Annotated in this window: 13 protein-coding genes; 6 read left to right on the top strand and 7 right to left on the bottom strand. The window is 45.0% G+C overall.

Annotation, left to right across the window (positions count from 1 at the left end; all coding sequences use genetic code 11):
* Window positions 1-308: 308 nt before the first annotated feature.
* Window positions 309-842: a DUF6141 family protein gene (locus EO93_RS09880; protein WP_235282896.1), complete on the top strand. Its 534-nt coding sequence runs from the start codon at window positions 309-311 to the stop codon at window positions 840-842.
* A gap of 184 nt (window positions 843-1,026) precedes the next feature.
* On the opposite strand, the gene EO93_RS09885 is transcribed toward EO93_RS09880, so the two are convergent.
* Window positions 1,027-1,947: a hypothetical protein gene (locus EO93_RS09885; protein ID WP_048133447.1), complete on the bottom strand. Its 921-nt coding sequence runs from the start codon at window positions 1,945-1,947 to the stop codon at window positions 1,027-1,029.
* Window positions 1,948-2,253: 306 nt separating this feature from the next.
* Here EO93_RS09885 and corA point away from each other — a divergent pair, with 306 nt between their 5' ends.
* The 4 genes from corA to EO93_RS09905 all read left to right on the top strand — a co-directional run bounded on the left by corA (window position 2,254) and on the right by EO93_RS09905 (window position 5,836).
* On the top strand, window positions 2,254-3,324 hold the full coding sequence (corA, locus tag EO93_RS09890) for a magnesium/cobalt transporter CorA (RefSeq protein WP_048162346.1): 1,071 nt from the start codon (window positions 2,254-2,256) through the stop codon (window positions 3,322-3,324).
* 155 nt (window positions 3,325-3,479) lie between these two features.
* Window positions 3,480-3,614 carry a hypothetical protein gene (locus EO93_RS18470; RefSeq protein WP_255350215.1) on the top strand — a complete coding sequence of 45 codons (135 nt, stop codon included), beginning with the start codon at window positions 3,480-3,482 and terminating at the stop codon, window positions 3,612-3,614.
* Between the two features lie 564 nt (window positions 3,615-4,178).
* Window positions 4,179-4,922 carry a DUF432 domain-containing protein gene (locus tag EO93_RS09900; RefSeq protein ID WP_048131214.1) on the top strand — a complete coding sequence of 248 codons (744 nt, stop codon included), beginning with the start codon at window positions 4,179-4,181 and terminating at the stop codon, window positions 4,920-4,922.
* Window positions 4,910-5,836: a mechanosensitive ion channel family protein gene (locus EO93_RS09905; protein WP_235283326.1), complete on the top strand. Its 927-nt coding sequence runs from the start codon at window positions 4,910-4,912 to the stop codon at window positions 5,834-5,836. Before EO93_RS09900 ends, EO93_RS09905 begins: the two co-directional genes overlap by 13 nt.
* Window positions 5,837-6,103: 267 nt before the next feature.
* Here EO93_RS09905 and EO93_RS09910 read toward each other — a convergent pair whose 3' ends face one another.
* Window positions 6,104-6,685: a cysteine hydrolase family protein gene (locus tag EO93_RS09910; protein ID WP_048131216.1), complete on the bottom strand. Its 582-nt coding sequence runs from the start codon at window positions 6,683-6,685 to the stop codon at window positions 6,104-6,106.
* 563 nt (window positions 6,686-7,248) lie between these two features.
* Between EO93_RS09910 and EO93_RS16550 the strand changes: the two genes are divergently transcribed.
* Window positions 7,249-12,576 (top strand): NosD domain-containing protein, encoded by a 5,328-nt coding sequence (locus EO93_RS16550; RefSeq protein ID WP_162198696.1) that lies wholly within the window; start codon window positions 7,249-7,251, stop codon window positions 12,574-12,576.
* A 782-nt stretch (window positions 12,577-13,358) separates the two neighbouring features.
* On the opposite strand, the gene EO93_RS09930 is transcribed toward EO93_RS16550, so the two are convergent.
* From EO93_RS09930 to EO93_RS09950, 5 genes are all read right to left on the bottom strand, one after another.
* Window positions 13,359-13,643, bottom strand: a complete 285-nt coding sequence (locus EO93_RS09930; protein ID WP_048162356.1) for a ubiquitin-like small modifier protein 1 — start codon at window positions 13,641-13,643, stop codon at window positions 13,359-13,361.
* A 90-nt stretch (window positions 13,644-13,733) separates the two neighbouring features.
* Entirely contained in the window at window positions 13,734-15,557 is a 1,824-nt protein-coding gene (locus EO93_RS09935; RefSeq protein WP_048131218.1) for an aldehyde ferredoxin oxidoreductase family protein, read from the bottom strand.
* Window positions 15,558-15,863: 306 nt separating this feature from the next.
* Window positions 15,864-19,433: a PAS domain S-box protein gene (locus EO93_RS17975; RefSeq protein ID WP_048162357.1), complete on the bottom strand. Its 3,570-nt coding sequence runs from the start codon at window positions 19,431-19,433 to the stop codon at window positions 15,864-15,866.
* A gap of 317 nt (window positions 19,434-19,750) precedes the next feature.
* Window positions 19,751-20,524 (bottom strand): UPF0280 family protein, encoded by a 774-nt coding sequence (locus tag EO93_RS09945; protein ID WP_048162359.1) that lies wholly within the window; start codon window positions 20,522-20,524, stop codon window positions 19,751-19,753.
* A 221-nt stretch (window positions 20,525-20,745) separates the two neighbouring features.
* The gene (locus tag EO93_RS09950; protein ID WP_048162360.1) at window positions 20,746-21,903 is read right to left on the bottom strand and encodes an LL-diaminopimelate aminotransferase; all 1,158 of its coding nucleotides are present in this window, start codon (window positions 21,901-21,903) and stop codon (window positions 20,746-20,748) included.
* Window positions 21,904-22,324: the final 421 nt, after the last annotated feature.

Raw genomic sequence — 22,324 nt, forward strand, 5'->3', positions numbered from 1 at the left:
ATGTGTATAAGAGACAGTAATTGTATTTTTAAATTAAATCTGATATAATATTCCTATTTTTTTCGGAAGGTTTATTTACTCTGTTTTAGTAGATAAAAATAAAAAGATTTTCAATTAATTGAATTTTAAAGTCAAAAATATTATCAAGCAGACATTTACTTATTAAATCAGTTTCTTTAAAAAGCATGTCTTCGGATTAAGGTACGACATGTATTTTCTGTGAGGTTACTAAAGTAGGTGTAAGGTGCCTGTTTCGTATAATAAGAGCATTGCCTGATAAGTTCTGTAAGGAATGCGTTGATCAGTGTATGTGTCTGGTTAGTTCATACTATAAGGGAGGGATTGTCACGGTACATCCGGAAACAGGTTTGATTTTTAGAGAAGTACAGGATCTGCATAATAACGTTTTTTTGGTTTCTGTCCTCTATCCTGCCCTTCTGCTCTGGTACGTCGGGATCTACAGCCTGGTCTTCGGAAAACCTGCAGGGGTTCAGAATATCCCTGACCTCTACATATTAGCTCTCTGGTTTGTCTTTGGGGTATTTTTTCCTCTTTTGTTCCACTGTACAAAACATATAACCGAAGTTAGAAGGGACGGAATCTATATCCGTTTAATACCTCTGAATACCTCATTTAAGAAAATCCCTATTTATGTGGTTGAAGATTGCAGGATTCAGGCATATGACCCTTTTATCGGAAAGAATTGCAAAGATACGACTCTTTCCAGGAGAGCAAATTTTTTTGTAATCCTGAAACTCATAACCGGGAAAAGAGTAGTTATCAGCTCTAAGAATCCAAAAGAACTCCATCAGGCGATTATGTCTGCCGTGGCCAGCTTTTGATCAAAGACTAAAGGATTGTGGGATTATAATGGAACTCTTTTACAGAAAGAGAATTATCATTTTTTGAGATGTGACGTAAAGAAGCCCATACATTGACTATAGAATGGTTACATTCGAAACTATAGCCGGGTATTAAAAGTGTAATTAATTGCTGAGTTGACTATAAAAAAATGAAAGGAAGAAATTACTTCCTTTCTTTTGCATACGCAACAATTGCGTCCTTGACCCCGTATTTGAAGGCAACCACAATCGCAATTCCCCAAGCCAGCGGCCCGAAGAAGAGGTAGAGGATACTGGTATCAATCAGCATTGTATCCAGGGCAACCAGGACAAGAATAAGAAGCAGGAAGCCCCTTAGGAGGGGAAGAATGATATCTGTCCCTTCTATATCCATGCTTTTGACAGTAACACTCAGGTAGTCCATTACCAGATCTATAGAAAGAATTCCTATCATCAGGATCAGGATGGCTATGATTACACGTGGCAAATACTGAGTGATATCTATCAACAGTTGAGTAATCATGGTCTGCTGCAGGATATCCGATGCAGCCGTGAGGAAGATCAGGTACCCGAATATTCTAACTATTCCAGCTATAATGCCTGAAGCTGTCAGTCCTCCGGATCTAACTGAAGCTCCGAGAGCTGTCTGTTCAAACTTATCATCCACTCCGGTTGAACTAAGTACCTTCTGGAGTAGATCGCTGATGAAATCAACAATCAGCAAACCTATGAGCAGGACAATGAGAGCAGAGATCACAAGCGGAATATAGAATATTATGATCTCGACAAAGCTGTTCACTACCTCAATATTTAGAAGATCCAGGATGATTAAGGCGAAAATGATGTAGACGAACCAGCGGATGACTGCATCAAAAAAGCCGACCGTACTCATCTGTGCTCTTCTTAGCATTCCCCCTATTACCGTTTTGTCGACCAGATCATCGAGTCCGATTTTATCCAGTATCTTTGCCCCGATCTTCCCGAGAGCTTTCCCCAATACTATTCCTACAATAAGAAGAAGAATTATGGCCACTAATGTCGGAATAAATGCTATAAACTGATCAAACATATCGTATAGACTATTCGTAATCTCCGTTTGAACCATATTAATCACCCCTATATCCAGTTTCAAAACTGACAATCTTTCCAAATTCCCCTATTTTTTGGAAAACCTAATATTATATTTATTATAATATTCTATTTAATGAATAATACATAAAATTATCTGCAATTTATCTGCACATTTAAAAATTCATTTCCAGGCTGAGAGTCGGGTTATGCTGAATATTATAGAACCGGTTTCAATAGCTTAATAATTATATTCCAAGAAAAAAAAACCATACATAGGCTTAAATCAGTGAAGTTTTAATTAAATAAGATACTTATTTTTATTATAAAGTGAGGCAAAGCCGTGAAACCGGAAACTTTGGGAGGAAGACAATCAAATGTCGGGCTTGCCCCCGGAACTCTTGTCCACGTGGGGGAAAAAAAGGTAGAGAAGGTCGTAATTCAGGCATGGATCTATAACAACGAGAAACTTATCGAAAAAGAACTGCAGACCGTGGAGGAATGTCAGGCTTTAAAAGACCAGCCTGGAATGAATTTATGGATAAATGTCGACGGTCTAGACCGGATTGAGGTTATAGAAAAGCTCGGGAAATATTTTAAGATCCATCCTCTGACTCTCGAAGACATACTAAACACGGGGCAACGGCCCAAGATGGAAGACTATGAGTCCTACATCTACACTGTATTAAAAATGATGCTCCTTGATACAGAAACGGAAGAAATTGTTATTGACCAGGTGAGCATCATCATCGGTCCCAGATACATCCTGTCTTTTCAGGAAAGGGAGGGGGACGTTTTTGATCCTCTCCGGGAAAGGCTCAAAAATCCGGCTTCACGCCTGCGAAAGAACGGGGTGGACTACCTTGCCTACGGCCTTATTGACGCTGTAATCGACAATTATTTTCTGATCCTCGAGCACTTTGGGGAAAAGATAGAGGATCTTGAAGATGAACTCGTCAGGAACCCGGCGCCAGGTACCCTGAAAATAATCCAGAAATACAAAAGAGATATGATCCTTCTGCGTAAATCGGTATGGCCCCTCAGGGAACTGATTAGCGGCCTACAGAAAGTGGAGTCCGAGCTTATCACGGAGACTACGCAGATTTATCTGAGGGACATTTATGACCATACCATTCAGGTCATAGACTCCATAGAGACATTCCGGGATATCCTCTCTTCAATGGTAGATGTCTACCTCTCCAGCTTGAGCAACAGGATGAATGATATTATGAAAGTCCTGACAATCATCGCCACGATTTTCATCCCCCTTACCTTTGTCGCAGGAGTCTATGGCATGAATTTTGACTATATGCCCGAACTCCGGTGGCGCTGGGGTTACCCTGCAGTCATGCTGAGCATGGCGTTACTGGGAATAAGCATGTTTCTTTATTTTAAGAAGAGAAGATGGGTCTAAAAACCCTATTCCCCAAATTCCCATAGTTGCGCCGCCCGAATTGCGACTCGCCCGAGTTTCGCTTCGGGATCACAGAAAATCGGAGATTTTCGGGGAGTTGCACTGTAAGTGCAACAGCACGAGGTCCTTTTCGCTTCGCTCAAGAGGACTAACTTATGGACGTTAATAATGAGCTTCGTTCAAGCGGACTGAATTACGATTTCTTTGACCCTACAACCTTATTCACCGTGCCATATCTTTTTTCCACTCTCGACGCAGGAGAGCGGTCTTTCAAAGAAATAAAGGAATAAAGAAAGAAAGAAAGAAAGAAAGAAAGAAAGAAAGAAAAGCCGAAAAAGTAAGAGCTACTGAGGAAGCTTGTAAGTAAGAAATGAGAACCAAAAAAGTCCAAGTGACCGAAAAAAAGGCAGAAGAAAGCAAAACAAAGCAAATTCTACTTGAAAAACACTTTTTGTCAAATTTCTTTTTTATTTCCCTCTTTTTTGGGAAGGGCCGTCAGACAAGCTGGCGGAGATATCCTATAATGCAGGGATTCAAAACCGAACTCCGGGGTCAAGGAAAGTATTTCTCAGCCCAGGGGATATTTTTTCCACAGATAAGTTTCTCTTAATAGCAGTATCGTTTCACCTTTTGTTTTTAATCCTGGTTGGCAGGCCGGTCCTGGCTCCGGGCGGCGCAGGGGGAGAGAACTGAAAACTTCCCTCCAGGGTTCCGGAATGGATTAACCAATTAATCAGGGACCATCTTTTTCTACAATCCTATAAAATTTATTCGAAGTAATTTTTTTATAATAGTTTGAATGTAATATTAAGAAATTTAGAAATTGACTAAAATATGTTAATTGCTGGAATACTATGTACGGCTACTACGATCCCCCATTTTCAGTAGAACAGGAAGGAATTTCTATATCCGTAGAAAAAACAGGAGATGGATGGGTATACAAGAGGACGCTTGGAAAAGATGAAGTGGAAAAGCTCATCCTTGGAGATAGAAAGCGCATTATCATAAATCCAGTTGAACCCCTGAATACTCCGAAAGAAATTACTCCAAATCTGCTGATAGAGTTTGAAAAAACCCTGCTCCTTGCAGGTGGGGAGAAAAAACGGATTTTTTTGACTTTTCCGGTTGAAATAGGCGTTTTTATCTCGGAAAACGGAAATAAGAATCCCCAGGTCCTGGATGTGCTCAGCCTGGTGAGGCAGAAATTTACCCTTTACGGAGAGGTTTCGAATGGAGTTGTCTGCAAGCACTGGAAAAGCAGGTTATACTCGTTTTCTCCTTCCCTTAATCCCCTGCAGGAAGGAGTTATGGAGCTTACTCTTAGAAATACCTCCTCTGATTGGGCTTCAATCTCAAAAGCTGTTTTCAGTGCATACGGGATGAAACTGTACTATGACGGGGATGTTTTTATGAAAGCTCGTATGGACATCCTCAATAGGAACACGGCTGAAACTGGTTTCGAAATGCAGCCTATTAACGGAGAGATGAAAGGTTATCTTGTGAAAGACCAAAAAATCAGGAAAGAGGCTTTTGGTGTTTACGGCCTCCGGAAGCTTGGTTTTGTGCCTCTTAAATTTTATATGGGGTGGGGCTTTTGATCCTCCCGGATATTAATTTTTTTGATTTTGAGCTGTATGAAACCTCAGAAGGCATGGTTACCTTTGCAGACCTACTAAAGTTTGTTCTCATTCTTTCTTTTTCGGTTCTCCTCTCCAGAGTGCTCACAATTTACCTGCGGAGGTCTCTTAAAGACCGGGTTAGTAAGGATGTGGGCGAACCTGTCCTCAAACTTCTTTATTATAGCTCTCTTATTGTCGTTTTCATATCGACACTTCCCTTAATAGGGTTTGACCCCTCAGGGTTCCTGCTTGCAGGAGGAGTCGCGGGTATAGTCATCGGTTTTGCGAGCCAGAACATTGTTGGAAATCTGGTCGCAGGATGTTTCCTTATGTTTGAAAGGCCCATAAAAATAGGGGACCAGGTAGAAATCAATGGGATAGCTGGCTATGTTACTGATATCCGCATAATCTCAACCCTTATCCGCACCTATGACGGGCTCCTCGTCCGCCTGCCCAATCAGCAGGTCTTTACCACAAACATCACAAATATTGTGGGACATCCGGTCAGAAGGTTTGAATACACAATCAGAATCCGCTATAGCGACGATGCCAGCGCTGCAATATGGCTGATCAAGGACCTTATAGACAAGGAACCTTTCGCCCTCATGAGCCCCGCTCCTTCAGTTTTTGTAAATGAGCTTGGAGAAAGCTCGGTAAACATTACTGCCAGGATCTGGGCTCCTGTGAACGAATGGTTCGGGCTGAAAACGAGGCTCCTGTGGAATATCAAAAAAACTCTTGAAGAAAACGGCATAGAAATTCCCTTCCCGCAGCGGGTGCTTCATATTAAAACAAATTCGGAAAAACCGCCGCAGGTGATTGAAGAGCTAAAAGAAAATACGTTTGAAGAAAACGAATGCGTGTTGAACTTTGAAGAAAGGGTATTAAACTGAAAAACTGAACCGGTGATTAAGCTGAGTGGCAAAAGGAAAAGAGAAGCAGCTTTTTAAGGTACAGATTTCCTGATCCCCTTTTCTTCCCTTTTCTCCCCTATTTTCCCCTTTTATTCATTTTTCATCCATTTTATTCATTTTTTCCCTTTTATTCATTTTTTTCCCTTTTCTCCCCTGTGCCTCCTTTCCTTTGGCATGAAAATACTGTGATTTGAACAGTACTTTCATTTCTTTGTGCCTGTTATTTGAAGAATTTCATCTTCATTTTTAATTTCTGACCTCAAGCGCATCCCTGATTGGTTTAACTGTAAGGGCTCCGGGTGTCCCTTTCATATTGTGAGGCGGCCAGGTGCCGGATTTTATTTCTTCCGAGTTTTCGTCATGTTCGTCTTCAAGGAGCAGGATAACCTCTATGTCCTCAGGGACAGTGTTTACCATTTTTGCCCCGCAGGCGTTGAGTTCCCCAAGGGCTTCATTTCCTTTTTCCTCATTAAAGGGGACCGTACAGCCCTTTACGACGTTTGTCCGAAAGCCCCTCTCAAGAAAGACAAGAGCATTGTGGTAGATGCAGACCTCATCAACCAGGCCTGTTATGAATACCTCGTCAATGCCCAGCTCCGCGAGCTCCAGTTCGAGTCTAGGGTTTGTGAAAGCGTTGTAGTGGTCTTTCGGAAGCCTGAGTACAGCAGTATTTCCCCTGCGGAGGACTTTTTTCACAAGTTCCACTATTGGGTCAACGATTGTTCTGCCCAGGGGGGCCACGAGGCTGCCTTTGTATTCCCTGCCTTCATGTTCGTATTTCTCAAACACGAAATCGTTTGTCATGTCTATGATAACCAGTGCTTTCAAGCTTTCACCCTTTTCTCAGCGTTATCCTTCAATCCATCTCGTCTTTGATCTTCTATTTGCGTTATTTGCGATAAGTTTACCCCTTAAGCCTTTTCTTTGAAGCAACTTTTCCTTGACTAACTTGAAAATATAAAAACACTTAATACACATAATAATTATAAAATATTTAATAGTTTAGTGATTTTGGTAGATAAATATTTTTAATGTATTTTGTTAAAATATACTGATTATTTTGCGTTTAAGCCGAGTATGAAGCTGAATCTGTGTTATATCTTTAAAATAATTAAAAAACAAAATAAAACGTATAAAGGGATAAAATGCTAAAAAAACTCATTATATTACTTTTGCTTGCTGCAATGTGCCTCTTTCCATGGCAAGCATCAGCAATTTCAGAAAACCTGACTTCGATAGAAAATGGGTATGTAACAGATGAATCTAATTTACATTTAACATTTGAAAATAATACGCTTTCAAATTTTGAAAATAATAAATCCACAACATTTGAAAATTATGAATCAATTTCATCTAAAAATGATTCTTCAGGACTTTTTTCCCTCGCTCCTTTGAATCCCGATTTTGAGGAGTACATTGAAAATGAGGAGCTAACCGAGAATAGAATACTCCTGACCTCAGGTGAGGTTTCTGAAGAAGAAGAAGAAAATTTAGCTACAGGCTATACTCCCGCCCCAGTAGACCTCTCACACCTGAAAACTGTTGAAAGTCCGGAGGGTTTGAGTAATTATCCCGCTTCTTACGACCTCCGGGCCCTTGGGCGTGTGAGTCCTGTCCGGGACCAGAAAGATGCAGGAAGCTGCTGGACATTTGGGGCTTATGCATCCCTTGAATCTTACATTCTCGGAACAGAAGGAAAAAACATGGACTTTTCCGAGAACAACATAAAAAACCTGCTTTCGGAGGAGTATCCTGAAGGTTTTGACCGCACTTTTGATGACGGCGGAAACGCTCTTATGACTACGGCTTACTTTGCCCGCTGGAGCGGCCCGGTAAGTGAGACCGATGACCCCTACGACCCTCACTCCAGGGTCTCTCCGACAGACCTTCCTTCCTTAAAACGTATACAGGAAGTGATTTCCCTACCGGCAAGAAGCGGTCCCGAAGATAATGACCTGATCAAATGGGCACTGACGAATTATGGAGCAGTTGACACTGTAATTTACTTTTCTTCCGATGCTTATGACGCTGCCAACTGCAGTCATTATTATGCAGGCTCGAATTGTGCAAACCATATGGTAGGTATAGTAGGCTGGGACGATTCTTTTGACCGAAACAAATTCACTCCTGCAGCTCCGGGAGATGGGGCGTTCATTGTCAAAAATTCCTGGGGTACCAAATGGGGAGATGAAGGGTTCTTCTATGTTTCGTATTACGATACCATTATAGGAGACGAGAATGTTGTCCATACTGCCGAAGACCTCAGTTCCTATTCCCATATGTACCAGTACGACCCCCTGGGATGGGTTGAAAGTATCGGGTCCTCAGGAAGCAACACAGCCTGGGCAGCCAACGTCTTTACAGCCGAAGAAGCCGAAACCCTTGAAGCTGTGAGTTTCTATACCCCTGCCACCGGCACAGGGTACGAAATCTACGTCTACACCGATCCGGTTTCCGGTCCCATAAACCCTGCAGGAGCAGAAAGTTCTGCTAACGGGACAATTACCTTTGCAGGCTACCATACTATTTCCCTGGACTCCGGAGTCCCGCTTGAGCCGGGGCAGGACTTTTCAGTAGTTGTAAAATTTACTACCCCCGGGTATTCCTTCCCTGTGGCAGTTGAATACCCACAGGAAGGATACAGCAGCAAATCCCGGGCAAATCCCGGGGAGAGTTTCTTCAGCCCGGACGGGGAAAACTGGGTGGACACTGCTCTTGCTGTGGAAAACATGAACGTTTGCATTAAAGCCTTCACAAACCGGAGCGAAGCGGCAGAAGCTGCCTTCACGGCCAATGTTACCTCGGGCCCGGTTCCCCTCATGGTAGAATTTATTGATGCAAGTACGCTCTCCCCCACGGCCTGGCACTGGGACTTCGGGGATGGGAACACTTCTACCGACCGTTTCCCAACCCATAACTATACCGGAGCCGGGAAGTACAATGTCACACTCCGAGTGGAAAACGAATACGGAGATTGCACTATTGAAAAAACGGAATGGATCAGTGCGACTGACGCTTCCCTGATCTATGTGGACGATGACGGGCCTGCAGACTTCACTTCCATCCAGGCTGCAGTTAATGCTGCTTCCCCCGGCGCCACAATCATTGTCAGAAACGGCACTTACACGGAAAACGTGGATGTTGACAGGGCTGTTACAATCATTTCCGAGTCCGGACCTGAGTATACGGAAGTAAAGGCTGCAAACCCGAAAGATTCCGTGTTCTACGTAACGGCAAATGCAGTTAATATTTCAGGTTTTTCCATCTGCGGAGGGTCTGAATATTATTCTTCTTCCTCCTACGCTACCGCCGGCATCTGGCTCTATGAGGCCAGGGACTGCAACATAAGCGGAAACTTACTTTCGGACAATTGCTGTGGAATTTATGTTATCGGTTCAGGGAACTGTACCCTGAACGGGAACAGGGCCGAATCCAATGAAATCGGAATCTATCTGTATGGGTCGGAAGGAAATAGCCTGAGAAACAATAGTATGGAAAACAACTCTTACAATTTTGCAATTCCGGGTGCTTCGACTGCAAACGACATTGACGAAAGCAACACAGTTGACGGCAAGCCAATCTATTATCTTGTAAACGAAAGCGACCTAGTTCTGGATTCAGGTTCGGATGCAGGGACTGTTTATTGTATTGACTGCCAGAATGTGACGGTCAGGGACCTGAACCTCTCCGGAAATTACTATGGGCTTTACCTATACAATACGGTGGATTCCCACTTTGAGAACCTTAGCTCGTCAGAAAATGACATCGGATTCTACATACGGGATTCCTCAGGTTTGAATATCACGGACAACAGCGCAGGTTCAAACTACTACGGGTTTTACATTGAAAATTCGGAATGGAAATCCCTCTCAGGCAATAGAATGGAAGGGAACACTTACAACTTTGGCATTGAAGGAGACTCTGCTTCGCAAAATATGCCTGAGGTGGAGTCAAGCAACCTGCTGGATGGAAAGTCCCTGTACATCCTTTCCGGAGTCTCCGACTATGTTCTGGATGCAGAGTCTGATGCGGGTTCAGTTTGTTTGCTTAACTGCCAGAACGTAACAGTCCGGGACCTGGTGTTCCGGGACGGACGGTTTGGGGTCTACCTTTCCAGAACGGAAAGAGCAGCAATTGAAAACAATACGTTCTCCGGCAACCGGTATGGAGTGTACCTCGAGGACTCCGGGAACAATACGGTAGAGGGCAATGAATTTTCAGACAATTCGCGGGGAATTTACCTGACGTCCTCTTCAGGAAATACCCTGGCAAACAACACCCTGGCCGGAAATTCGGCATACGGCATCTATCTTTCCGAGTCCGGACGTAACAACATAAGCGGAAACAATGCCTCAGGGAGTTATGCAGGAATTCAGGCAGACTACTCCAATGGCAACACTTTCCTGGAAAACAGTGCTTCTAACAATACTAACGGGCTTTGTCTGTTGGGTTCGGACTACAACACCCTGACAGCAAACACTGCAAATTCGAACAGTGAAAGCGGATTTGACCTGACCATAAGCCAGCACAATACCCTTTCAGGGAACAGAGCTCTGGACAACTTCCGCGGCATTGTTCTTCAGGGCTGGACCGGGGAAGCTTTCACTTCGGATAATGTCCTGTCTTCCAACACGGTTTCAAATAACTCGGAACTCGGGATCTGGATTACAGTAGCCGAAAATAACACCATATACGGAAATTCGTTCCACAACATAAAGAACGTTAAGGACACGGGAAATAATGTATGGAATACTACTTCAGGAAACTACTGGAGCGATTATGCGGGCTCTGATGCTGACGGAAATGGGATTGGAGACACTCCTTACGTTATCAACTCCATGACCGAAAGTAAGGATTACCTGCCCATCTGCAGGGAACCGGGTATCCCGCTGACCCTCACTGTGGGTTCCGGAGCCGGGGCTTTTTCCTCGATCCAGGCAGCTGTAGATGCTGCGTGGGAAGGGGATACGCTTCTTGTAAGCCCTGGTACTTATACGGAAAACATAAAGGTGAATAAATCTATCAGCATCATTTCTTCCTCAGGAAATCCTGAAGATACCATTGTCCGTGCGGCTACTCCTGATGAACACGTCTTCAACGTGATTGCCGATTCCGTGACGATCAGTGGGTTTACCGTGTCCGGAGCTTCGGAGGACAGCAAGGCAGGGATTTATCTGGAAGGGGTATCTGGCTGCAGTTTAAGCGGGAATGTCCTTTCTGGCAGTTATTTTGGGATTCTGGGCATGTTCAACAGCGACAGCAACTGTTCAAACAACACTGTTGAGAATAATATGTGTGGAATCTTTTCTGTTGTCGGGGAAAACAACAAACTGAACAACAACAGCATCTCTGAAAACGAGTTAGGGCTCATTCTTGCTTCCGATTCCAGCGTCCTGAGAAATAATCTTATTTCAGGTAACAAGTACAACTTCGGAGCTTTGCCTTTTATAGCAGGTGTAATCGGGGACATCGATACCAGCAACCTTGTGGACGGCAAGCCCATTTACTACCTTGTAGGGGAATCCGACAGGGTGCTCGATGCTTCTTCCAATGCAGGGACAGTGTATCTTGTTGACTGCGAGAACATAACAGTCAGAGACCAGGTGCTTGAGCATAACATATACGGCATTTATCTTTACAATACGACGAATTCAAGTCTGGTCGGAAACCGTGTGAGTAATAACGATGAAGGGCTCACCCTTTATGATTCTTGCAATAACAGCATCTACAACAATTTCTTCTCAAGCGACTTTCTGAACGTCGAGTTGATGGGGGAATGTTCCGGAAACATCTGGAACGCCAGCAGGACCGAAGGGCCTAATGTTCTCGGGGACCCGTATATCGGAGGCAACTGCTGGGCAAACCCGAAGGGAACTGGTTTTTCCGAAACCACTCCTGACGCAGACGGGGATGGGTTCTGTGACCTCCCTTACGAGATTCCGGGATCCGGAAGCCAGTTTGACAGCCTCCCCCTCTACAACCCTCCCGAAGTTGCCGATGGCGGAGAAGAAGTAGAAGAAGAGGAACACAGGGGGAGTAGCGGGAGCCGGTCAGCCATTTTCAGTGGCGTCTCGGGAGTGCCTTCTGTCAACGTTCAGGGAGTGGATGTTTCCAGGCAGCAGGTACTCGCAGGCCAGCAGGCGGAGTTTACATTCAGTGGCCTCGGATGCAGTGTTACGGGCATCAGTTTTGTTTCAGGGACAAATGCCGGGACAGTGACCGGGAAAGTGGAGACCCTGAGCGGCCTTCCAAAAACGATTCTGGAAGGTCCGGAAGGCGCGGTTTACCAGTACATGAACATAGTGATCGGGAGCCAGTTCTTTGGGGAATCCGGGACGTTTGAGAGTGCCGTGATTGACTTTAAGGTCCCCCGCAGCTGGATGGAAGAAAATATGATCGATGAAGCAACCCTCGTTCTGAACCGCTTCCATGAAAATGCCTGGGTCCAGCTTTCAACCGAAAAAACCGGGGAAGACGCCGAATTCTTCTACTTCAGAGCAGAAACCCCTGGCTTTTCCTACTACTCGATTACAGGGGAAAAGAAAGGTGCCGTTACGATAACGCCGGCAGAAACTCCAGGCTCCGGAGATGAGGTACAGAAAATAATGGGTAACGAAGTTCCGGAAACGACCTCAGAAGAAAAGAAAAGTCCGGGCTTTGGGCTTGTCTTTGCAGTTTCGGGAATTCTTTCCGTACTGTTCCTGTTGAAAAAGAAGTAAGGAGGATAAAAAAGGAAGACAAAAAACCTGAACTGTTGATATAATGAAGGGAAATCATTTTCCCTTCCACTTTCTTTTTTTGCTGCCTGAGTTGAGCTTCGGGATCACAGGAAATCGGAGATTTACGATTTCTTTGACCCATACAACCTTATTCGCTATATTGAGTCGTTTTTGTCCCGGCAGAGTTGCGGCTCTGCAGTGAGCTGTCCTTTTCGCTTCGCTCAAGAGGACCAATTCATGAATGTCTCTAACCTACACAACGTCACCAGCCGCATTATGTCGTTTTTGTCACGCTCGACGCAGGAGAGCGGCTTTCAGACAAAAAAGAAGAGGAAAAAGAGCATGAAAGTGAAAAACTACTGAGAACGCCGTAAGAAACTCTCAGGTAGAAATGACCGGGAAAGCCTATAAGAAACTAACAAAAAATCAACAAAAAATCAACAAGGGAAAGAAACCGAAAACTCTGTAAGTATACCAAACGGAGCAGAATTAAATTCTATCTGAAAAATGCTCTTTTTCGACTCTCTTTTTATCTCTTTTTTCTTTCCTCTTTCTTCCTTTTTTTGCAGGGCCGCCAGACAAGCTGGCGGAGGCGTCCGATATTTACCTGTGGGTTGAAAACGGTCTCCGAGGTCAAGAGAATTATTTCTCGGGCCAGGAGACATTGCTGTTTTCAGTTTCTTTTAATACCAGCATGAATTCACCTGCGATTTTTCTTGCATGGCTGGAGAGCTGGCTTCAGCCCTCAGTGAGGGGAGAACAATTTCTCAATATTCCGTTTTTCACCCTCCGGCAACCGGAGGGATAAGGACCATAACATCCCCGGCTTTCAGTTCGGTTTCAAGCCCTGAAAGAAACTCCACGTCTCTCCCGTTTACCAGGATCCTGATTTTCGGGATCCCACCAGCAGTAGTGCCTGTCGTAGCTTCTTTTAATTCTATCCCGTACCGGTGTTCCAGAGTCCTCATGACCGCTTCCACGGTGTCCCCTGAGTGGATCTCAAGCTCGATTTCGGGCTCTCCGGTGATTTCACGGATAGTCGCAAGGAACTTTATGTATACTTTCAAGCCTATCTCTCCGGAAAAAGAAATGAATGGATATGAAATGAAATAATGGAAAAAGTGAGAAGGGTGTTCTCAGGCCCCTCGGTTGATCCTTCAGATGATCCCGAGTTCCTTCAACTTCCCTTCCGTGGGCTTCCCGTCAATCCAGCCCCTGAGCCTGTAGTATTCGTCGATCATTTCCGGGACATGGGAAATCTGGCCTTTGGCGGGACCGGCCGGGATTGGCTCTTCGGTAAGGCGCTTTGGGAGGACGTCTTCATTCCGGTCGAGCCCGTACATGTTGTTCATCAGCCTCTCGAGGTTTGTGATCCTCTCCCCGAGTTTCAGGAGCTTGTCTGCGTCAAGGTCAAAGCCAGTAACCGCTGCCAGCATCCCCGAATACTCGGGCAGACCCAGGGCAAACGAGGTAAAGAGGCAGACTACGGAGGAGTTGATGGCTGAGGTCAGGTCCTGGAGGAGAATTGTCCACCTGGGCTTGTCCTCGACTGAGTAGGGGTCGAGCTTTTCTGGCAGGCCCAGGACTTCAGGGGAGATCGTGTAGCCGTAGACGTGGTCACCGCCGCGGTTTGCGGTTGCGTAGTTCAGGCCTATCCCCTGGATTGGGCGGGGGTCGTAGGCGGGCAGTTCCATGCCCTTGACAGCAATTGAGCATTCCGGGGCCCCGTATTTTTCCGCGAGGGCTCTCGAACCCAGGGCAAGGTCAGCTCCGATCCCTGCTCGGTAGGCGGTCCTCCAGATGGCTTCGATCATTGAACCGGGGTCTCCGAAGCGCAGGTTCATACCGTGAAGTTTTTCCGGTGGGATTTTCCCTTTCTCCACGAGTTCCATGGCACAGGCGATAGTGCCTCCCATGGAGATAGTGTCAAGCCCCAGTTCGTCGCAGAGGTGGTTGGCCTTTATCAGGGCGTCGAGTTCCGTTATCCCGCAGTCGGAACCAAAGGCAAAGATGGTCTCGTACTCCGGGCCTTCGGTATCCCGGACACTGTAGGGCCCATCGGGCACATCGGACTTCCGTCCACAGACAATCGGACAGCCCCAGCAGCCTCCGCGGCCTGTCAGATATTTTTTGACAAGGGTCTCCCCGCTCTGCTCGTCGGCATCCGGGAAGTAGGCTTCCTGGAAGTTCCGGGTCGGGTAGGCCCCGCTTTCGTTGAGGATATTCACAAGAACAGCGGTTCCGTAGGTGTGAAGTCCTCCCTTCGGGCCTGTAATCGGGTTTTCCCTGATGCGCTTCATGGACTCTATGGCTCTATCTTCCATAAGTTCCCGGTTTGCAGGTTCAACCCTCTGGCTCCCGGAAACCACGACCGCCTTTAACTTCTTGCTCCCCATGACAGCCCCAAGCCCCGTCCTCCCTGCAGTTCGGTACTTGTCGTTCATGATGCCGGAAAAGGGGACCAGGTTTTCTCCCGCAGGCCCGATGCATGCAACCGAGGTCTTTTTCGGGTTTTCGCTCCTTTCCGTCAGTTCGTCCGTAACCGCGTGGACCGTCATCCCCCAGAGTTCCGGGGCCGGCACAAGCTCGGCTTTTCCATCCACGATGCTCAGGTAGACCGGCTCCTTTGAGATCCCCCGCACGATTACAGCGTCATACCCTGCAAATTTCAGGAAGGCCCCCCATTTTCCTCCGGAATTCCCGCTGCCCACGGTCCCGGTCTGGGGGGACTTGCTGCAGACGATATGGTAGCGCCCGCTTGTGGGAAACTTTTGCCCTGTAGCAGGCCCGGTTGCAAAAATAAGCAGGTTGTCAGGGTCAAAGGGTTGCATGTCCGATCTGAACTCATCGTATACGAGTTTCAGGCCAAGCCCCTTGCCTCCGAGGTACATCTTTGCCATTTCTTCGTTAAGAGGTAAGTCTTTAAGCTCGCCGCTGTCAAGGTCAACTTCCAGGATCTTTCCAGTATAGCCCCCAGGCATAGATAATCTCCTCCATGGGTATATTTTCAATTTCCAAACAAGTCCATCTTCCAGTTTCCGGCAATATCCCCTTACTCTCCAGCTCCAGAACAAAATTCAAATGAGAACCTGCCGGATAAATGTCAGACCGCTAATTTTAATGTGATATGAATTCGAATTTATATTAAATTATGCAGAATTTCCTTAATAAAAATAATTATATAAAAAACGTTATTGCAAAAATTATTGCAAAATACCTTCTGTTCATTAATTTCCAGATCTCACCATAATTGTTAGAAGAAGTGAGTATATATGAATATAAACCAGTTATACATTAATTCTTATATTGAATTCGGTACCGATATCCCTTTTTAGCTTGATTTCACCATATAACTGATCTACCAGAATGTTTACGAGCTGCAGACCGAGCGTATCTGAATTTTCTAAATCAATTTTATCGGGAATGCCAACTCCGTCATCTGAAACAATCAGAGTATATCCGGTACCTTTTCCAGCAAGTTCTTCTTCACCATTACTCAGCTCATTTCCGGCTTTTTCTTTGAATAGTTTTATTTGAATTTCTCCTTTATCTCTGTCTGGAAACGCGTACTTGAGAGAGTTTGAAACGATCTCATTGACAATTAGCCCTAAAGGAACGGCAGTATCCATATCAAAGAAAATATTCTCCTCCAGATCCATGCTTAAGTTGAGATCGACATTTCCAAGTCTGTAAGTCTTGAAAAGGTTTTCAATAAGCTTCTCCAGGTATGATGAAAAGTTCAGTTTACCGGCTACTCTGCCTTCGTGTAGCTCTTCATGAATCAGGGCAATAGACATTATTCTGTTCTGGCTTTCCCTGAAAGCATTGAGAACATCGGAGTCTTTGATACATTTCCTGTTGCTAAAATTTTCAGCCTGAAGATCCAGGAGTGAAGAAATAACCTGCAGGTTATTCTTAATCCTGTGATGAATTTCCTTCTTACGGGCAATCTCGATATTTGCCAGGGCTTTTTCTGCCTCTTTTCTCTCCGTAATATCTTTTACTACTCCTACAACCCTGTAGGATTGCCCCTTTTCATCTAGAAGGTAAGTTCCAACAACGCTAACATAAATATAGTAGCCATTTTTCCTTCTAAAACTGTATTCTTCCTGGAACTTTTTCCCCTTTTTCCTGGCTTCTGCGATTGTTTTTTCTACACGTTCCCTTTCTTTGGGATGAATGCGTTCAACCCACATCGAAAAATCAAAATTTTGGAATTCTTCGGGGCTATATCCCGTAATTTCTTCAATAGCACCTGCCCAGCTGATTTTGTCTTCTTTGAAATAAAAGTCGTATATGAGCTGGCCTGTCTGCTCTGTGATAAGCCTGTACCGTTCCTCACTTTTCCGAATATCTTCTTTTTCTCTTTTGATTTCAGTTATATCTCTGGAAATACCTGAGATAGCTACAAGCTTTTTGTATGTGTTAAAAACAGGAGAAAGAGTTACTGAAACATTTATTGTTGTGCCATCCCTTCTTAACCTTGAAGTTTCGTAGTGCTGGATCTTTTCTCCCTGTTTAATCTTTTCAGAAAACTGCTTAATTTCCCCTTTGGTATTATCTGGTTCAAGTATTGATATGTCTTTTCCCAGAATGTCTTCAGCTGAATAACCATAAACATGTTCAGCACCCTTATTCCAGCTAAGAATAATGCCCTCCAGAGACTCAGTTACAATAGCATCGTTCGATGATTCCACAGCATTCGCCAGTGTCTGAATTTTCTCTTCTGCTCTTTTCCGCTCGGTAATGTCCTGAACTATTCCCTTCACTCGAATAGGGATATTCTTCTCATCAAAAATGACTTCGCTCTGCGCATGGACTGCGCGTTCTTCTCCATTGGCTGTGATAATCCGGTTATCAATGCTGTATGGCTCTCCCTTTAAAACTTTTTTAATGGCATTATCCACATAGTCTCGATCTTCGGGGTGCACATAACTTAAATGTTCATTGTAAGGTGGTACTGATTCTTGAGGATCGCGTTCAAAAATACGATACATTTCCTCAGACCAGTATGCTTTATCATTTACAATATCCCACTCCCAGTTTCCAATATGGGCCATTCTTTGAGCTTCAGCAAGACCTCTTTCACTTTCTTTCAACAAGCTGTAAGCTTTCTCAAGCTGGGTTGTTCGTTCTTTAACTTTTTCTTCCAGATTTTCATGTGCTTTTTTTAGAGCTTCTTCTGCTTTTTTGCGCTCGGTTATGTCTATGAATGCAGAAACGGATCCACGAGGGTTACCCTTCTCGTCACGCAAGGGTCTAGCGTTGCCCAATAAGTGTCGCACCACGCCTTCAGGATAGATAAGATCGAATTCGTAGTCGTTTATCTCTATACCTGCGGCCGACATCTGTACCGGCATATCTACAGGTGGGATCTCCACTCCGTCCTTGAACACTCTAAACGTCTCGGATTTCTCTCCTTCAGGAGCTGATTTGGATGAGTTTGTACCCTCCGGAATTCGGATCCATTCATGGGAGAGCCGATTACCAGTTACCTTAAGCGCCTGGGGATCGTGCGCTACCCACACGGCGGCAGGCACTGCATCCAACAATACTGCAAGTTCATCCGAGCGAGCTCGCTCACGTTTCTCGCTCTCCCGCAGCGCTTCCACCAGTGTATCGCGTTCCGCCAGCGACTGGGACAGCTTGATATTGCTGTAGCCTAGCTGTGAAAGCATGTTGGCAAGCTTCATGAAGAAGACCATGATTGTATTCACAGCCTCCCTGCTTAACCGTGGAACTTTTTCAAGCGCTGCTATGTATTCATCCTCATTGAAGCCGTATTTTCTAGCCTGGGATTGGAAAAGCTCATAGTCCAGAGGCTCGCCTTCAAAAAAGAACTGTCCTAAAAAGATATTGCCGACGTGCTGGCCACCCACAATGATTGGGGTTGCTATGTCCCACATGTTGTTCTTGCACCTGTACAATTTAAACTTTCCCGGGAGAACGCCTGCAGATAGCTTTGTGTCGCTTTCCACGCAGTGCTTGCAGGCTTCGGGGTGAACCCTGTGGAATTTGGTGCAGATATCCTGCCATCCAGCGCCTACCAGAATATTACCTTTGAGATCAATCAGGCCAACGGGAATGTGGGTAAGCTTATAGAAATCATCCATGAGGGACTGGATCGCCTGGGCATCAACAATATCAACAAGCGCCAGGTTAGCTATCTCCCGAGCAGGCGAGAGGATGCTCTCCAACTTCAGCCCGACGCTCTGCTCACTCTGGCGCAGCGCCTCTTCAGCTCGTTTGTGCTCGGTGATATTTTGTCGGTTGGAACTTTCTATCTTCTCCCATTTTCCTTTCTTTTTAACCAAAGTGAATTGATGATTTGCGACAATACCTATGGCTTCAGTTAAGTCGTGCACATCGAGAGAATAGGTGCATAGAGCTATCAAATGGCAGCTGCTAATAATAGCATCTACTTTTTTCTCATACTCAACAAAATCACTCAGATACTCTTTTTCCAGCCAGGAAGTGTTCTCTGCTAGCCTCAGTCCTTCATAGCCACTTTCCAGAGCCTGATTGAGTTTTTCAACCCAGCCATTTAAGATTCTCTCTGAATTGAAAACAGCTTCTTTTACATGCCAGTAAGTGCAGGGAATAATTTCGATTTGCTCTTTCTCCAGATAAACATCAAAATCAGGAATAGTCCTTCTAAGGGCTTCTTTTGCTTCTTCTGCATCTAAAGGAGATGATGTGATCCACATACAAAATTCATTATTTTCCAGTCCTGCTTTAAAATAGGGAACAAGTATATCAGTCAAATCTTCTTTTGTCTGGTAGAATTGGCAAAAGTGCGTCCCCCAGGGCACGTCCCCAATGAAATCAATACCAGACCGCCTCAACTTTTGATTCATTCTGTATCTTCCCTACTATGACATATAATCATGAAAGATAATATTCAATTGCATTTAGTAATTGTCATTTTTGAGATGAGGAAACTTTTCTGAAACCCTGGTAAATTAAGCAGAATATACCCCTTGATATATTTAAAAATAGATTCGATCTGCCTGGCAATTTTAATAGTTCTCAATAAATAAAAATTAATAATATATCAATGTTTTTACCCTGGGATTGTTGCAAAATTCAAGCCAAACGGCTATTTTTGCTACAAAGCCCATAAAAAGAAATCCTGTAGACATAAAAACGTTTCTAAAAGGCTTCAGGTGAATATTCACGCCTTGGTGATATACTCATGCCTTACATCGGCTCGCGTAATTTTCGGCACTTTTCCCCACATTCCGATGTACTCTCCCTGAATTACGAGTGCACCTTTTATTCCTGGCACGTCTTTTACGGCTTTAAATGCAGCTTCAATAGATTCCTTTCCTATCCCGACTTCGTTTCCCAATGCCGTTGCCGCTGCATCCGCTAGAGATACGTCATCCGAGAAAATTGCCGCTGCATCCGCCATCCCGAAGCTGATTGAAGGCCCCACTGTCCCTGCCGAGGTACAGATACCTGTGATCGAGTCCCGGGGCTCGAAAATTAATCCCAGGTTTTTAATCGGAGATTGCCCTGCATAGATCCCGACCACAACTGGCCGGTCATTGATAAGTGCAATGTCCCCACCGTTATCGACAATAGCGTATTTTGCTCCGGCTTTTACCATTGCTTCCACGGCAAGGGCAGAAATTGTGCCCGCAACCGCACTCATTGGCCCTATTCCCATAGTGTTTCCTGCCTTTACCATCCTCCGGACTACTTCAGGGGCGTTTTTCGGGCAGGCGTAGGGTTCGAGAGTTATCTGAAAATAAGGGTCGGAAAGAATGTAAGTTTCAAGGGCTGCCCTGTGGACCTCGATAGCTGTTTTTGCAGCTTCGATATGGGCCTGGTCGTCGGCTGCGATCGTTACTATGGTTTCCTTGAGCTGGAAGTGTTCTTTGATCGGATGGCTGGCAGGTTCTGTGACCGATTCTTTGTTTGGTTCTTTTATGGGATCTGGCATGCTGGTCCACTTAGGATTTATTGCTTAAAAAAGAAATGCTTTTCTGGCCAGGCTTCCGGAAATGTAACCCTAAACCGAAAAGCTGGCAGACTTAAGGAATTTGATTTAAAAAAAGATTTTAGGCGGCTTTTTAAGGTATGCCGCCTTTTTTGACCTTTTTTGATTTACTCTGAATCCTACTCTGAATCCGACTCTGAGCCCGGTTTCAGGAATTTTCCGGATCAGAACTGCAGTTTTTTCATCCTTTCTACAGCTTCTTTTATCCTATCAACGGGCTTGGTGAGGGCAAACCTGATGTAGCCTTCACCGGCGTCTCCGAAGCCGACTCCGGGGGTTGCGACGATTCCGGCTTCTTCGAGGAGGATCTTTGCAAACCCGATTGAGGTAAAGCCTTTCGGGACAGGAGCCCAGACGTAGAAGGTGGCTTTTGGTGGGTTTACTTCAAGGCCCATGGCTTTGAGCCCTTCAATAAGGGCGTTGCGTCTTTCTTCGTAGACCAGGTTGGCATCGTCAACGCAGGTCTGGGAAGAGGAAAGCGCTGCAATGCCTGCGATCTGGATCGCATCAAAGACGCCTGAGTCCACGTTGGACTTAACTTTCCCGAGCCCCTTTATGAGAGCTTTGTTTCCTACTGCAAACCCGAGCCTCCAGCCGGTCATGTTGTAGGTCTTGGAGTGGGAGTAAAGCTCCATACCGATGTCCATTGCGCCTTTTGCTGCAAGGAAGGAGGGAGCCTCGTACCCATCGTAGGTCATCTGGCAGTAGGCATTGTCATGCACTGCAATGATATCGTTTTTCTTGCAGAACTCAACGACCTTTTCAAAGAATGCCATGTCCGCGGTTGCCGAGGTGGGATTGTTCGGGTAGTTGAAGAAGAAGAGCTTAGCCTTTTTCAGGACATCTGCCGGAATCGAGTCCAGGTCAGGCAGGAAGTTGTTCTCAACCTTCAGCGGCAGTGGATACGGCTCTCCACCCGCAAAAAGAGTCCCGATCTTGTAGACAGGGTACCCTGGCTCGGTATAGAGCACGACATCGCCCGGATTGACAAAGGCTAGCGGGATATGTGCAACCGCTTCCTTTGACCCTATCAGGGAAAGGACTTCAGTTGCAGGGTCGAGCTTAATCCCCTTATATTTCTCACACCATTCAGCTGCCGCTTTCCTGAACTGGGGCATTCCTGCATAAGAAGGATACTGGTGCGTATTCGGGTCAAGGACAGCTTCGCGCAAAGCTTCCACAATATGGGGGTGGGTCGGTAAATCAGGGTCTCCTACCCCGAGGTCGATCACGTCCACTCCCTTTGCAATCATTTCGTCCTTAGCTTCATCAATCGCTGCAAAAAGGTATGGCGGTAATGCATTTATGCGGTCGGAATACATTGAAAAAGTCACCTGAATATGAATTTACAGTATGTAATTCTGCATAATTACGGCAGTGGGGCTATTAAAAGGTATGGGATAATGAGGAGGTTGACAAATAATCTGATGAATATTAGCCTGATGAATATAGTCCCCTTGTGATGCTTATTATAGACGGGATCATAAGTATAATTAATTCATATGTTGGTTTAAATCTTAGCTTGCCTGAAGCCCAAAGCTCAGGTTCCTTTATGGGCTAGATGACCTGGATTTTTTCCTTTCTATTTTTCGATTCCTGCCATTTTCTATCAATTTGATAGATTTTGATAGATTTATGATAGACCCGACTTTCCGCAAATGTCCTCAAAAATAAAATTATTTTTATTAAATGGCCAACTGTCAAATTATAATTGACCTTTGTTAATGGCAATTCGTTGATTCT

This window comes from Methanosarcina sp. 1.H.A.2.2, assembly GCF_000979975.1.
In the GTDB taxonomy this organism is placed as follows: Archaea; Halobacteriota; Methanosarcinia; order Methanosarcinales; family Methanosarcinaceae; genus Methanosarcina.

Bases quoted from the DNA above. Each gene is read 5' to 3' on its own strand.
- EO93_RS09880 (WP_235282896.1), top strand. From the start codon at position 309: ATGTGTCTGGTTAGTTCATACTATAAGGGAGGGATTGTCACGGTACAT.
- EO93_RS09885 (WP_048133447.1), bottom strand. From the start codon at position 1,947: ATGGTTCAAACGGAGATTACGAATAGTCTATACGATATGTTTGATCAG.
- EO93_RS18470 (WP_255350215.1), top strand. From the start codon at position 3,480: ATGGACGTTAATAATGAGCTTCGTTCAAGCGGACTGAATTACGATTTC.
- EO93_RS09900 (WP_048131214.1), top strand. From the start codon at position 4,179: ATGTACGGCTACTACGATCCCCCATTTTCAGTAGAACAGGAAGGAATT.
- EO93_RS09935 (WP_048131218.1), bottom strand. From the start codon at position 15,557: ATGCCTGGGGGCTATACTGGAAAGATCCTGGAAGTTGACCTTGACAGC.
- EO93_RS17975 (WP_048162357.1), bottom strand. From the start codon at position 19,433: ATGAATCAAAAGTTGAGGCGGTCTGGTATTGATTTCATTGGGGACGTG.
- EO93_RS09945 (WP_048162359.1), bottom strand. From the start codon at position 20,524: ATGCCAGATCCCATAAAAGAACCAAACAAAGAATCGGTCACAGAACCT.
- EO93_RS09950 (WP_048162360.1), bottom strand. From the start codon at position 21,903: ATGTATTCCGACCGCATAAATGCATTACCGCCATACCTTTTTGCAGCG.